The 14,672-nt window shown below is 43.5% G+C and carries 12 protein-coding genes and 1 tRNA gene; 3 read left to right on the plus strand and 10 right to left on the minus strand.

The genetic code is table 11. The annotated features are described in order from the left end of the window. Window positions 1-2: 2 nt before the first annotated feature. The 5 genes from NEJAP_RS10725 to gcvA all read right to left on the minus strand — a co-directional run bounded on the left by NEJAP_RS10725 (window position 3) and on the right by gcvA (window position 5,923). Window positions 3-1,463, minus strand: a complete 1,461-nt coding sequence (locus tag NEJAP_RS10725) for an NAD-dependent succinate-semialdehyde dehydrogenase (RefSeq protein ID WP_201347247.1) — start codon at window positions 1,461-1,463, stop codon at window positions 3-5. 3 nt (window positions 1,464-1,466) lie between these two features. Then, complete coding sequence (locus tag NEJAP_RS10730) at window positions 1,467-2,684, minus strand: CaiB/BaiF CoA transferase family protein (protein ID WP_201347248.1); 1,218 nt, start codon at window positions 2,682-2,684, stop codon at window positions 1,467-1,469. Continuing rightward, window positions 2,684-3,859 (minus strand): acyl-CoA dehydrogenase, encoded by a 1,176-nt coding sequence (locus NEJAP_RS10735; protein ID WP_201347249.1) that lies wholly within the window; start codon window positions 3,857-3,859, stop codon window positions 2,684-2,686. Before NEJAP_RS10735 ends, NEJAP_RS10730 begins: the two co-directional genes overlap by 1 nt. 416 nt (window positions 3,860-4,275) lie before the next feature. Further along, entirely contained in the window at window positions 4,276-4,974 is a 699-nt protein-coding gene (locus NEJAP_RS10740) for an aspartate/glutamate racemase family protein (protein ID WP_201347250.1), read from the minus strand. Window positions 4,975-5,023: 49 nt separating this feature from the next. Then, a complete protein-coding gene (gene gcvA, locus NEJAP_RS10745; RefSeq protein WP_329610899.1) occupies window positions 5,024-5,923 on the minus strand; it encodes a transcriptional regulator GcvA in 900 nt (299 codons plus the stop codon). A gap of 116 nt (window positions 5,924-6,039) precedes the next feature. On the opposite strand from gcvA, the gene NEJAP_RS10750 reads away from it, so the two are divergent. Beyond that, a complete protein-coding gene (locus tag NEJAP_RS10750; RefSeq protein WP_201347251.1) occupies window positions 6,040-6,228 on the plus strand; it encodes an RSP_7527 family protein in 189 nt (62 codons plus the stop codon). Window positions 6,229-6,349: 121 nt separating this feature from the next. After that, window positions 6,350-7,471 carry a beta-ketoacyl-ACP synthase III gene (locus NEJAP_RS10755; protein ID WP_201347252.1) on the plus strand — a complete coding sequence of 374 codons (1,122 nt, stop codon included), beginning with the start codon at window positions 6,350-6,352 and terminating at the stop codon, window positions 7,469-7,471. A gap of 58 nt (window positions 7,472-7,529) precedes the next feature. On the opposite strand, the gene NEJAP_RS10760 is transcribed toward NEJAP_RS10755, so the two are convergent. The 5 genes from NEJAP_RS10760 to nfuA all read right to left on the minus strand — a co-directional run bounded on the left by NEJAP_RS10760 (window position 7,530) and on the right by nfuA (window position 13,268). Continuing rightward, window positions 7,530-9,413: a SurA N-terminal domain-containing protein gene (locus NEJAP_RS10760; protein WP_201347253.1), complete on the minus strand. Its 1,884-nt coding sequence runs from the start codon at window positions 9,411-9,413 to the stop codon at window positions 7,530-7,532. Between the two features lie 65 nt (window positions 9,414-9,478). Further along, window positions 9,479-9,555 (minus strand) — tRNA-Asp (locus NEJAP_RS10765). A gap of 34 nt (window positions 9,556-9,589) precedes the next feature. Continuing rightward, window positions 9,590-9,865 carry an HU family DNA-binding protein gene (locus NEJAP_RS10770; RefSeq protein ID WP_028468835.1) on the minus strand — a complete coding sequence of 92 codons (276 nt, stop codon included), beginning with the start codon at window positions 9,863-9,865 and terminating at the stop codon, window positions 9,590-9,592. A gap of 133 nt (window positions 9,866-9,998) precedes the next feature. Beyond that, a complete protein-coding gene (lon, locus tag NEJAP_RS10775) occupies window positions 9,999-12,422 on the minus strand; it encodes an endopeptidase La (protein WP_201347254.1) in 2,424 nt (807 codons plus the stop codon). 252 nt (window positions 12,423-12,674) lie between these two features. Continuing rightward, window positions 12,675-13,268 carry a Fe-S biogenesis protein NfuA gene (nfuA, locus tag NEJAP_RS10780; protein ID WP_201347255.1) on the minus strand — a complete coding sequence of 198 codons (594 nt, stop codon included), beginning with the start codon at window positions 13,266-13,268 and terminating at the stop codon, window positions 12,675-12,677. Window positions 13,269-13,485: 217 nt separating this feature from the next. Between nfuA and NEJAP_RS10785 the strand changes: the two genes are divergently transcribed. Then, window positions 13,486-14,655: a cation:proton antiporter gene (locus NEJAP_RS10785; RefSeq protein ID WP_201347256.1), complete on the plus strand. Its 1,170-nt coding sequence runs from the start codon at window positions 13,486-13,488 to the stop codon at window positions 14,653-14,655. Window positions 14,656-14,672: the final 17 nt, after the last annotated feature.

The raw sequence follows: 14,672 nt of genomic DNA on the forward strand, positions 1-14,672 counted from the left end.
CATTAATTAATGCCACCCAGCAAGGTGTATTTCATTTCTAGATATTCATCGATACCGTATCGTGAACCTTCACGACCGATGCCTGATTCTTTAACGCCACCAAAAGGAGCCACTTCGGTAGACAGCACACCTTCATTGACGGCAACCATTCCGTACTCAAGCCCTTCTGATACACGCCATACACGACTTAGGTCGTTTGCATAGAAGTAAGCTGCCAAGCCATATTCAGTATCATTGGCCATTGCGATGGCTTCTGCTTCGGTTTCAAAACGAAATACCGGTGCGATAGGGCCAAATATTTCTTCACGAGCAACACGCATTTCATTGGTCACATCAGCGATGATGGTTGGCTGATAAAAAGTGCCGCCCAACGTATGCTCTTGGCCACCACACACTAGACGTGCGCCTTTTTGAACCGCATCTTCCAACAACTCAGATACCTTGCCAATGGCTGCTTGATTAATCATTGGACCCTGATCAAAAGCGCCCTGCAAACCATGACCTACAGTCAACTCATTTACTGCTTTGTTGAACTTTTCTACAAACTCATCGTAAACACTGGACTGCACCAAAATACGGTTAGTACACACACAAGTTTGTCCAGCATTACGGAACTTCGAAATAACCGCTCCCTGAACTGCTTTATCTATGTTTGCATCATCAAAAATGATAAGTGGTGCATTACCACCCAGCTCAAGAGACATCTTCTTAACTGTGTCAGCACACTGTCTCATCAACTGTTTCCCAACACCTGTTGAGCCAGTAAATGATAGCTTACGCACGACAGGGCTATCTGTTAGAACACGCCCAATTACCGCAGGCTGTGCCGTAGTCACTACATTGATAACACCTTTAGGAATACCAGCGCGTTCAGCTAGCACCATCAAAGCGAGTGCTGATAAAGGTGTATCTTCCGCAGGCTTCAATACCATGGTACAACCAGCTGCGAGTGCTGGAGCACATTTACGAGTGATCATCGCGTTAGGGAAGTTCCAAGGCGTAACGGCTGCAACAACTCCGATAGGCTCTTTACTTACCATAATGCGTTTATCAGCAGCTTGTGCTGGAATTAAGTCACCATATACACGCTTACCTTCTTCTGCATACCACTCAACGAAGGAAGCACCATACAAAACTTCACCCGAGGCTTCACTCAGAGGCTTACCTTGTTCAGCTGTCATCAGCTGCGCTAGGTCATCTTTTGCTTCAACAATTAATTCAAACCAACGACGCAAGATAAGCGCACGCTCTTTCGCTGTTTTTGCTTTCCACAACGGAAAAGCTTTCTCTGCAGCAGCAATAGCTTGCTGAGTTTCTTGCACGCGCATATCCGGAACTTCAGCAATCTGCTGACCCGTTGCAGGGTCTAAAACAGGCATTGTCTGGCCACTTAATGCACTTTGCCATTCGCCATCTATGAAGGCTTGCGTTTTAAGTAAACTCGCGTCTTTTAGTGATAACATCTCTCAACCTCTTTGAATAACACCTTGATTACATAGACTTTCTATTTCTTCAGACGTCATATCTAGAATGGATTCTAGAATATGAACACTGTGCTCACCGAGCACAGGAGGCGCCTGATGATACGCGATCGGTGTCTCAGAAAATTTCACAGGATTTGCAACAGAAGGAACGTCACCCACATCACGATGAGCAAGAGACACCTGCATCTGGCGATGTTTAATTTGCGGCTCATCAAATACTTGTTCGATAGTATTAATAGGGCCACATGGAACGCCCACTTCTGTCAATTTCTCTAGCCACTGCTGCGTACTATTTGTTAACAGCAGAGGAAGTAATAGCGGAATCAAATCACTTCGATTTTCTACGCGCTTTTGGTTCGTACTAAAACCAATTTCTTTTGCCAAATCAGGGCACCCAGCAACTTCACAAAAGCGCTGAAATTGCTGATCATTGCCAACCGCCAAAATAATATGACCATCGGCTGTCGGAAATGCCTGATAAGGCACAATATTAGGGTGCGCATTTCCCAGCCGTCCAGGAGGTTTTCCTGCAGCAAGGAAATTCATTGCTTGGTTGGCCAACGTTGCTACTTGCACATCCAGCAATGCCAGATCAATATATTGACCGACGCCGGTTTCTTCACGGTGCAGCAGTGCGGCTTGCACCGCATTAGCCGCATACAGGCCTGTCATCACATCGACTAAAGCCACACCGACTTTCATTGGCATGCCATCGGGCTCGCCTGTCACACTCATCAAGCCGCCCATACCCTGAATCATAAAGTCGTATCCAGCGCGATGAGCATCAGGACCATCCTGACCAAACCCAGTAATTGAACAATAAACCAAGCGAGGGTTTAGCTCTTTTAATGAATCGTAATCAAGCCCATAACGCTTCAAGCCGCCCACTTTATAGTTCTCAAGTACGACATCCGAAACCTTAACCAGCTCGCGGATAATTGCCTGGCCTTCTGGACGAGCCATATCAACTGCAACTGACTGTTTGCCACGATTAGCTGAGTGAAAGTAAGCCGCATCAGACGTTTCAGACTCACTCCCTTTGATAAAAGGAGGGCCCCAGCCGCGGGTATCATCACCACTGCCAGGACGTTCAACTTTAATCACTTCAGCTCCGAAGTCCGCCAGCATTTGACCGGCCCAAGGGCCAGCCAAAATACGACTTAAATCCAGAACACGGATGTGAGACAGAGCCCCGCTCATCAGAAAAAGGCCTGTAAACCAGTCTGAGCACGACCGAGAATCAACGCATGAATATCATGCGTACCTTCATACGTATTAACCGCTTCTAGGTTCATCACATGACGAATCACGTGGAACTCATCAGCAATACCGTTTCCGCCATGCATATCACGTGATACACGAGCAATATCCAGCGCCTTACCACAGTTATTACGCTTCATCAGGGAAATTAGTTCTACTGGGCAGTTGCCAGCATCCATCATTTGCGCCATACGAAGACAACCCTGCAAACCAAGTGAAATCTCTGTTTGCATGTCTGCTAGTTTTTTCTGTACTAACTGAGTTTGTGCTAGTGGGCGGCCAAACTGCTTACGATCTAAAGTGTACTGACGTGCAGCCTGCCAACAGAACTCAGCAGCACCTAAAGCCCCCCAAGCGATACCAAAGCGCGCTTTATTCAAGCAACCGAATGGCCCAGATAAGCCAGAAACGTTAGGTAAAATATTTTCATCAGGAACGAAGACATCTTCCATGACTATCTCACCCGTGATAGAGGCGCGTAATGAGAACTTACCTTCGATTTTAGGTGCAGATAGACCCTTCATACCTTTTTCTAGTACGAAACCACGAATAACACCGTCTAGTTTTGCCCATACAACAAAAACGTGTGCAACAGGTGAATTAGTAATCCACATCTTGCTACCTTTAACGATGTAGCCACCGTCAACCTTCGTAGCACGAGTGCGCATTCCAGCAGGGTCAGAACCTGCATCAGGCTCTGTTAGACCAAAGCAACCAATCCATTCACCACTGGCAAGTTTTGGAAGATACTTTTGACGCTGCTCTTCACTGCCATATGCATAGATAGGATGCATTACAAGCGAAGACTGTACGCTCATCGCTGAACGGTAACCACTATCAACTCTTTCAACTTCACGAGCGACAAGACCATAACTCACATGGCTAGCACCGGCACAGCCATATTCTTCTGGTAGGGTGCTACCCAGCAAACCCAGCTCGCCCAGCTCTTTCATAATTTCAACATCGAATGTTTCATTACGGTTCGCCATTAATACGCGTGGCATTAGCTGCCCTTGCATATAATCACGCGCCGCATCACGAATCATTCGTTCTTCATCACTAATCTGCTGGTCTAACAGGAAAGGATCTTCCCAAACAAAAGCTGATTTACTCATGGTGATAGCCTCGTTATATTTTTGATAATAGCGCCGTGGTGTCTTTTTTTGACATCAGCTATTAAAACTATTGTTGGTTACTATCTGCAAATAGTGTTCATTATTTTTTACAAATGCAAGATATGTAATAGTTTTTTTTACATTAAAAAAATAAACGCGACTCTCAACAAATACAATCGACTTAAACTTATAGATTTAACTATATGATATTAAAGATTAATAAATAATTTAAACTTATAGGGAGAAGAATATTAACGCGATAGATTAAAAAGTTATTTTTATAGGTTTTGATATGAAATTTTAGTCTGCCGTGCAACCACATGTACGGAATACCGAACATTGGAAAGCATTTACTCTGCAAGTGCCACAAAGCTATAACAAGCAAACCAACAGAAAAAAGACAGCTTAAGAATGAGTCAAGTCATCCTCAAAGCGTAAGCAACGGCGGCTTGCGCATGTACCTTTGTTGTATCAAATAACGGCATAGCTGTATCGTCTTGTTTGATCAACAAACCAATTTCTGTACACCCAAGAATAACCGCCTCCGCTCCTTGAATGGCCATTTGATCAATAATTCTCAAATACTCATTTTTAGAACTTTCTAATACCTTGCCCATACAGAGCTCTTTGTAAATAACATTATGAATAATAGCTCGATCAGCATTGCTGGGAATAACAATATCCAAACCATAAACGTCAGTTAAGCGGCCTTTATAAAAATCTTGCTCCATCGTAAACTGAGTTCCCAACAACGCGACACGCGAAACACCTTCACAAACCAATGCCTGCGCTGTTGCATCTGCTATATGCAACAAAGGGATATCAATTTCTGCTTCAATAGCACAGGCCACCTTGTGCATAGTGTTTGTACAGATCAGCAGAAAATCAGCACCACCGGCTTGAACACTCAAAGCAGCCTTACTTAAAATACTTGCCGCACCTTGCCAGTCCCCTTGAGCCTGACATGCTTCTATCAACTGGAAATCAACACTACTTAAAATAATCTCTGCAGAGTGCAGCCCTCCTAACTCTTTTTTAATTCCTTTATTGATAAGCTGATAGTAGGTAACGGTACTCTCCCAACTCATCCCACCTAACAATCCAATTGTGCGCATATACTCCCCTTAATTTCACCTCAAACAGTAGGACCTGACCTATAAACGATCAAACACTACTCTTATGCATCTCTTCAATGACCCAATCCTTAAATGCGCGCATTCCGTAGGTTAAAGAGCGGTTTTTTTTATGCACAAGGTAGAAGGATTTATGCGTATTCAACATAATATCAAATGGCATTATTAACTTTCCGTCCTTTATCTCTCTTGATGTCAACGTACTGTCAGCTAACGCCACACCAAGCCCCTCTTGAGCCGCCGCAGTGGCCAGTTGACTGCTCGATAACTGTAACCCCCTACCAAACCCCAAGTACTCCACGCCTGCTAACTGCAGCCACTCCTGCCACTCATACAAGCGCTTACTGACCTGGATAAGAGTATGCTTTCGTAAATCTTCAGGTTTAGTTAGCGGCTTTTCGCTTTTAATCAACGCGGGACTACATACAGGTACTAACAGCACTTTTCTAAGAAAATGCACCTCAATATCATGCCAGTCACCATGCCCAAAATAGATCGCCATATCGGTATTCGATTTATTGAAATCGATGAGTCCTGTTGAAGCACTAATTTGCAACTCAACATCAGGAAACCTTTCCTGAAAGCGCTGCATCCTTGGCATCAACCACCGCGTCAAAAAGTTCGGAGCCACACTGATTGTTACTATATCGGTTTCTGGGCTAGCTGTTAGACGCTTGGTTGCCACTTCTATTTCATCCAAAGCATACTTAATAGACACCAAATACTGCTCACCCATAGGTGTCAATTCAACTTTTCTTTTATTTCTTCGAAATAATTCAAGGCCCAAGAACTGCTCAAGTGTTTTAATCTGATGGCTCACAGCCGATGCAGTCACAGAAAGCTCCTCAGCCGCTGCTACAAAGCTTTCATTACGGGCTGCTGCTTCAAAAATCCTCACTGAATTGAGTGGTGGTAAGCGTCTGATAAGCAATACCTCATTGATGAAAATATCTCATCATTTTGATGAAAATTGATCGTTTGTGCAAGCAGCACCTAGACCTTAGTATAAACGCATAAATCAACACCAACTAGTTAAGTGAGAAATCCATGAACAATGATACAGAACTACGTACAGACAAAGACGGCAACGTTGATACTGCTTACTATATAGATCAGGCACATCAACTACGCAGTGAATACTTAGGCGAACTCTACACTTCTGTTGCTCTAAAATTAAAAGCACTATTTCGCTTAGAGCTTCCAAAAATAACTGCCAACCGCCCTGCCCACCACTAAGCCATACGATTTTGGGGCCACTATGGCCCCGAGCTACCTTCTGACGCACACCCTCTTTATTCATAGAACTTTTCTTGTCTATACTATTGTTAATAGCCTCTATTTAACGAAGTAATAAGCCATGAAAAACCCTATCATTAGCGGTATTGGTCTCTGGACTCCCAAGAACAGCATAACAAATGAAGAGCTAGCAACAGCTTACAACGCTTGGGCTGAAGCATTTAACTCAAAACACTCCGATGAAATTGAAGCAGGTAGCATTAGCAAAAAACCGTTATCTACTGCCGAGTTTATAGAAAAAGCTTCTGGCATTAAAAGCCGATTCGCTTATTGTAAAGATGGTATTCTTGACACCTCTCGCATGCGCCCACGCCTCCCTGCTAGAGCCGACAGCGAGTTATCAGTACAAGCTGAGATAGCACTAGCCGCCGCACGAAAAGCCCTCATAGCAGCAAACAAATCAGCCGAGCAAATTGATGTTGTTATTGTCGCTTGCTCCTATACACAACGCGCTTACCCAGCCATCGCTATTGAAGTTCAACACGCACTTGGCATACAAGGCTTTGGCTTTGACATGCAAGTAGCCTGCTCTTCTGCCACATTTGGTTTACATAGAGCTTACGAAATGATCAAAGCAGGCACTGCAACAGGGGTGTTAATCATCAATCCAGAATTAACATCCCCACAAGTTAATTACTGTGATCGTGATAGCCATTTTATTTTTGGGGATGTCGCGGTAGCCACCGTTATTGAAGACTCTGCTACATGCCAATCTGAGCACAGCTACGAAATACTAAGCACCAAAGCAGCAACTCTATTCTCCAACAACATACGATCAAACTTTGGCTACACCGCCAGAGTCAGCGACACCGACCCTTTTGCATTAGATGCTCTATTCCACCAAAACGGACGCAAAGTATTTAAGGAGGTCTGCCCTATGGCCACTGAGCATATTTTACAACACATAGATCAGCACCATCTTGCAGTTAAAAATGTACAACGCTGGTGGCTACACCAAGCCAACATTAATATGAATCACTTAATTATTCGAAAACTGCTCGGCAGAAACGCCAACAAAAATGAGGCGCCTATTGTGCTTGATAAATATGCCAACACAGCATCAGCTGGGTCGCTTATTGCATTCCATCAACACCATAAAGACCTTAGCAGCGGTGATCACGGCCTAATTTGCTCTTTCGGTGCCGGTTACTCGATAGGCAGCCTTGTTATTAAAAAGAGATAAAAACCTTCACCCATAAAAAACGCACTAATAAGTGCGTTTTTTTGAATTTGCCAAAAAGCTATCTTTTTTCAATCTCAGCAGAGCTCTTTAACTGACTAACCAGCGCCTGATACTCTTGTTGTCCAAAGCGTGTCCCTAAGAAACCAGCCATCGATTTAACTTCTTCTTCCGACAAGGCCACCTCAGGTGTGTTAACGCTGGTTAATAGCACCACTGCTACACCACCATCATTTAAAACAGTCCTAGAAGCAACAGCTTTACCTTCAATAGGTTTCGCCAAAGAAAAAGCAAGGTTACGTACCTCTAACGGAATATCCGAAGTCGAACGCGACACGGCCGCTTTAGTTTCAGTATTAACGCCCGCAGCAACCGTGCTCAGAGGCTCGCCAGCATTAAGCTGCGCAACAGCACCTTTTGCTTTAGACTCAAGCAAATCGCTAGCTTTTTGCTGAACTAATTGCTGCTTCAACTGAGAAGAAACCTCCTCAAACGCTTGCTCTCTTGGCTCGAAATACGTTTTCACTCGCGCAACAACCGTGCGCTCTTTGTCTAACTCGATAAGAGGGCTGTTTACCTTCTCTTGAATTAACTCGTTACTAAATACCGCTGAAATCACTTTAGCATTTCGAGTAACGTCAGTAGTACCTCCAACCTTGTCAAAAGGCTCACTGGATACTATCGTTAGACCAAGCACCTCAGAAGGTTCAACCAAATCACCTGCTGAAAAAGTAATATCAGCCATCTGTTCTAAACGCTCAACATAAATAGCTTCAACTTTCTGATCCAAAATTTCCTCAGCAAGGTCATATTTTAGCTCAGCAAAACTTGATACTTCTTCTTTAGAAATACCGTTTACTTTGATCAGATGGTAACCAAACTCTGTTCGAACAGGTTCTGATACGTCATTAACTGATAATTCGTACATTGAACGCTCGAAAGGCTCAGAGAATACCCCCTTGCCATTTACGCCTAAACTACCACCAGAAGATGCAGAGCCAACATCATCGGACTCACTTTTAGCTAAAGACTCAAATGACTCTCCAGCTTTTATGCGCGCTTGTAGTGCCGCCACTTTAGCCAGTGCCTCCGCATCATCTTGCTCAGCAGTCACTTCAATTAAGATATGCGCAACATCACGCTCTTCTTCTGCCTGAAAAGATGCTAAATACTGATCATACTGCGCTTTTAGCTCATCATCAGAAACATCGACATCATCTCGCAGGTCATTTTTATTTAGCAGAATATATTCAACAGCCACTTGCTCTTGCGTCATTAACGATGAGCGCTCTGCTTCATATTCAGACTTAATATCATCTTCAGAAACATTAACCTGAGCCATTACACCCGCTAATGGCAACACAAAATAGCGAATGTCACGCGTTTGACGATCTAAAGCAACGATACGCTCAAGCTCTTGCGGAACAGCAAATGCTGATAACTGGTAAGCATTTCGCTCTTGCTCAATAACACGCTCTTTACGTAGCAGGTCCCTATACATTAGCGGGGTAAAACCAGCATTTCTTAGTGCCGCTTCAAACTGATTACGATTAAATTGACCATCTACCTGAAAATCAGCTGTATTAACAATCATCTGATCAATCATACGATCAGATACCATCAAATTCTTATCCTCTGCGGCTAAAAGCAGAGATTTTTGCTCAATTAGACTATCCAACACCATACTACTGATTAAACCATCATCAAGTAATGCCGGATCTGCATTTTCACCCATTTGGGATAACAACTGACGTCTTTGCAATTCTGTTGCCTGATACAGCTCTTGGCTAGTTATCTCTTCACCATTCACTGTCGCTGGCGCATCTGACTCAGAGGTCAAACTTACTAATGACTCCACTCCAAACAACGCAAAGGTAACAACAATTAAGCCAACGATGACTTTGGCAACAATACTCTGCGAATTATCTCTGATGGATTGCAGCATGATTCACCTAAAACAAACCCTAAAGTTAAAAAAAAAGCGCATTCGCCTGAATGCGCTTTTTATCGTGGCGGAACGGACGGGACTCGAACCCGCGACCCCCTGCGTGACAGGCAGGTATTCTAACCAGCTGAACTACCGCTCCACGTTTGGACTATGATTGTAACTCAATCAAATCCTTACTTGTTTACTGCGTCTTTTAGCGCTTTGCCTGGCTTAAAGTTTGGCAAAGTTGCAGCAGCAATCTCAATTGGGTTCCCTGTCTGCGGGTTACGACCAGTACGTGCCGCGCGCTCTTTTACAGAAAATGTACCAAAACCAACTAGTGCAACAGATTCACCCTTCTGCAATGCAGAAGTTACTGCTTCAAGCGCACCGTCTAATGCACGACCTGCAGCCGCCTTTGGAATATCAGCAGAAGCTGCAATAGCGTCGATCAGTTCAGACTTGTTCACGATGTTCCCCTTTATCGAGTCGTTTATTATTTATGTTCTGTAGTCCATGCTCAGCACAAATATCCCGCACTTTATACCAACTGGCAGAATTAGGTGTCAAGTGCTCAACCCCTGATTCTGCCTGTGTTTCGTATTAATGTGTATTTATTTGTTCTGCTGAGGCTTTAGCAGATTTTTTCTCTGCTGAAACCGCTTCGACAGGCTCGTCCTTCAGTGGTTTAGGCTGAAATTTAAGCGCAATGTCAAGCACTTCATCAATCCACTTTACCGGCTTAATATCTAAATCGGCTTTTATATTATCAGGTATTTCTTTCAGGTCACGTTGATTTTCGTCAGGAATGATAACAGTTTTTATTCCACCCCGGTGGGCTGCTAGCAATTTTTCCTTCAAACCACCAATTGGCATGACCTGACCACGCAAATTAATTTCGCCTGTCATCGCCACATCAGAACGAACCGGTATCTCAGTCAAAGCAGACACCAGTGCAGTACACATACCTATACCGGCACTTGGCCCATCCTTTGGCGTCGCTCCTTCTGGCACATGAATATGCACATCCTGCTTCTCATGGAAAGTTGAAGAGATGCCTAATGCTTTAGCACGGCTACGAACAACCGTAAGCGCAGCTGAAATAGACTCCTTCATCACATCACCCAGACAACCCGTTGTGATCTGACGGCCTTTACCCGGCATAACAGTCGCTTCAATGCTAAGCATATCACCACCTACCTGAGTCCACGCCAAGCCAGTCACATGGCCTACAAGATCTTCCTCTTCAGCCAATCCAAAGCTGTGCTTCTTAACACCGCTGAAGCGTTCCAGATTCTCATCAGTGACGACCAGCTGCTTATCAGCCTCACCCAAAGCAATTGTTTTAATAACTTTGCGACAGATTTTAGCAATCTCACGCTCTAAGCCACGCACACCAGCTTCACGAGTATAGTAGCGAATTAAGCTAATGATCGCTGAATCTTCAATTTTAGCTTCTTTTTCTTTTAAGCCATTTTGCTTTATCTGCTTTGGAACCAGATATTTAAGAGCAATATTTAATTTTTCGTCTTCAGTGTATCCAGGAATACGAATAAGCTCCATACGATCCAAAAGCGGACCGGGGATATTCATTGAGTTAGAAGTACACACAAACATTACATCAGACAAGTCGTAGTCCACTTCCATGTAATGGTCGTTAAAAGTTGAATTCTGCTCAGGATCAAGCACTTCTAACAATGCTGAAGCAGGGTCACCACGCTGATCCATACCCATTTTGTCAATTTCATCTAATAGGAAAAGTGGATTCTTGACACCAATTTTCGCCATTTTTTGAATAAGTTTACCTGGCATAGAGCCTATGTAGGTACGACGGTGACCACGAATTTCAGCTTCGTCACGAACCCCACCCAATGCCATGCGAACATATTTACGGTTTGTCGCACGAGCAATAGAACGCCCTAAAGATGTTTTACCAACACCTGGAGGACCAACCAAGCATAAAATAGGCCCCTTGAGCTTCTTCACTCGCTGTTGCACAGCAAGATACTCTAAAATCCTCTCTTTGACTTCCGTCAAACCGAAATGATCTTCATCAAGAATAAGCTCTGCACGCTTCATATCATGGCGCACTTTAGAGCGCTTAGACCATGGAATCTGCAACATCCAATCGATATAGCCACGCACGACTGTTGCTTCAGCAGACATCGAGGACATCATTTTTAGCTTATTGAACTCAGCAATTGTTTTGTCGTACGCCTCTTTTGGCATACCTGCGGCATCAATGCGGTTCTTTAACTCATCGATGTCACTAACACCGTTTTCATCCAAGTCACCGAGCTCTTTCTGAATGGCCTTCATTTGCTCATTCAAATAGTACTCGCGCTGGCTTTTTTCCATCTGCTTTTTTACACGCCCACGGATACGTTTTTCAACTTCAACCAAGTCGATTTCCGCTTCCATCAAAGACATCAGATGCTCTAAACGCTGACGGCTATCCAGCATTTCTAAAATGCTTTGCTTTTCATCTAGCTTCAGTGACATATGCGCAGCAATGGTATCGGACAAACGCCCGATATCATCAATATTTTGCAAAGACGCAAGCACTTCAGATGGGATTTTTTTATTGATTTGTATAAAGCGATCAAACTGCTCTAATGCAGTACGCTTATACACTTCACTTTCAGCTGGCGTAAGCGCCTCTACCGGAAGACTGCTGACCTGAGCTGTAAAATAATTATCTGAATCATCAAGCTCTAATATTCTAGCGCGATAATCACCTTCAACTAGAACCTTGACCGTGCCATCGGGTAATTTCAACATTTGTAAAACGCTAGCAACGGTGCCGATCTCATGTAAATCACCTGCAACAGGCTCATCATCAGATGCATTTTTTTGCGCGATCAGTAAAATTTCTTTATTAGATTCCATCGCGGCTTCGAGCGCTTCAATGGATTTTTCTCGGCCGACAAACAGTGGGATGACCATGTGCGGATACACAACCACATCACGTAACGGCAGTACGGGAAGCTCTACATTAATAATATCGGTAGCTTCAAACTGATCCATAATGGATATTGCCTCTCTGCAAGGCACCTCTTAAGTTTCAGGGTGCGATATAAAAAAAGACATAATGCCTACTAAATAGACTTTTCGATGCCTGAATTAGACTATGGGGGCTACATACAAGAAAACAACCTTTATCAATTGCTGCTCGCATTTTTTAATTAGGATGGCCTGCATATGAATTATTTATAGCAACACAATACATATTGGGCAATGCGCCAGACGTATTTAATAAAATACGCCTAGCCAATAGGACTACTTGTAATAAGAGTTTTCAGTCACGCTATGGTCAGTCACGTCACGCACACCAAGCAAACCAGGAAGGCGTTCAACTAAGGTTTTTTCTACACCATCTTTCAACGTCATATCAACAGCACTACAACCTTGACAACCACCGCCAAACTGCAGAATAGCGACGAAGCCATCAGTTTCTTCTACCAACTCTACCAATTTTACTTCACCACCATGGGAAGCCAAACCTGGGTTAATATCACTGTAAAGAATATAGTTAATCTGTTCACTCATTGGGCTATCTGAAGAAACCTTAGGCACCTTAGCATTGGGGGCTTTTATGGTCAGCTGGCCACCCATACGATCTTGAGAATAATCTACAAGCGCTTCTTCCAGATACGGCAAGCTATTACGCTCAAAGTAGAAGCGAATTTTGCTTAATTCCATTACTTCGTCATCTTCAACCAGCTCTTCTGGTCGACAATAAGCCAAGCATGTTTCCGCGTACGGCGTACCCGGCTGAGTTACGAACATCCTTACAGCGATGCCTTCTACATTTTGTTTAGATAATAAATCGGCCAGATAATCTTCTGCGCCTTCGGTAACCGTCATGTTCATTTTTTACACCTGAATACAAACATAAGTACAAATAATGCCATCAGGATACACTGAATATAATCCCGAGTAAATTGATCAGATATTGAGCAGAAAAGTATCGAACTAGCAACTTTAAATCCATTAAATTTAAATAAAAACAACTCTCTAATTATTCGTCGCTAAACAGACAATATCCGCTTCTGTTACACTGTGCAGATGCTTATACGGAGTCTGTTAAATGACTGAACATTCAGTAGTTTTTTCTTTCTTTCTAATTTTTACTGGCGCTGCCATTCTCGCCTCTGCTGCTCTATATACACGCCAACCCCTGCTTGTAGCCTATATTGTCCTAGGTGCTATTTTAGGACCTTACGGCTACAAACTAATCTCAGACACAGCATTACTCTCTGACATATCTCATGTTGGAATAATATTCTTATTGTTTTTATTAGGCCTAGATATGCAGCCTTCTCATCTGGTACAGATGATAAAAAAAGCCACTTGGGTCGCATTAGGTAGCTCCGTACTCTTTTTAGCAACAGGTTATGCCGCATCACAGCTATTTGGCTATACACAAACGGAATCATTGATTATTGGTGCCGCACTGATGTTTTCCAGCACCATTATAGGCATCAAACTATTACCCACTACCGTTTTACACCACCGTCATACAGGCGAATTAGTCGTAGGGTTACTCTTATTACAAGACGTTATTGCGATTCTAGTATTACTCTTTTTGTACAGCGGACAGAATGAAAACAGCGGCGCAATGGATCTTATAAAACCATTACTCGCGCTTCCATTGCTAGTGATCGGTGGCTTTGCTCTAGTTAAATATATTATTCTCAAGCTAATACAAAAATTTGACCGGTTTCACGAATACATATTCCTGCTCGCCATTGGCTGGTGCCTGGGGATGGCAGAAGGAGCACAATACATTGGATTATCAGCGGAGATGGGCGCTTTTGTGGCAGGAGTTACACTGGCGACCAGCCCTATCTCACAGTACATCGCAACCAACCTTAAACCATTACGCGATTTCTTTCTGATTCTCTTTTTCTTCTCGGTGGGCGCCAGCTTCAACCTTGGATTAGTTGGGCTCATTATTCTCCCATCGGTTGTATTGGCTTTACTCGTTGTTGGTTTAAAACCTGTTGTATTTCACTTGCTACTCAAAACCATTAAAGAAGATAACGCAATGTCTTGGGAGGTTGGCTTTCGATTAGGGCAAATTAGTGAGTTTTCACTCTTGATAGCTTACATTGCAACAAGCACAGCCTTGATAGGGCAAGAAGCATCCCATGTTATTCAGGCCACGGCTATTCTTACCTTTTTACTCTCTACCTATGTGGTTATCTTTAACTTTCCGTCACCTATTGCTGTCTCGGACAGGTTAAGGCGCGATTAGTATCGCACCTTAATCGA

It is taken from the genome of Neptunomonas japonica JAMM 1380 (genome assembly GCF_016592555.1).
GTDB lineage: Bacteria > Pseudomonadota > Gammaproteobacteria > Pseudomonadales > Balneatricaceae > Neptunomonas > Neptunomonas japonica_A.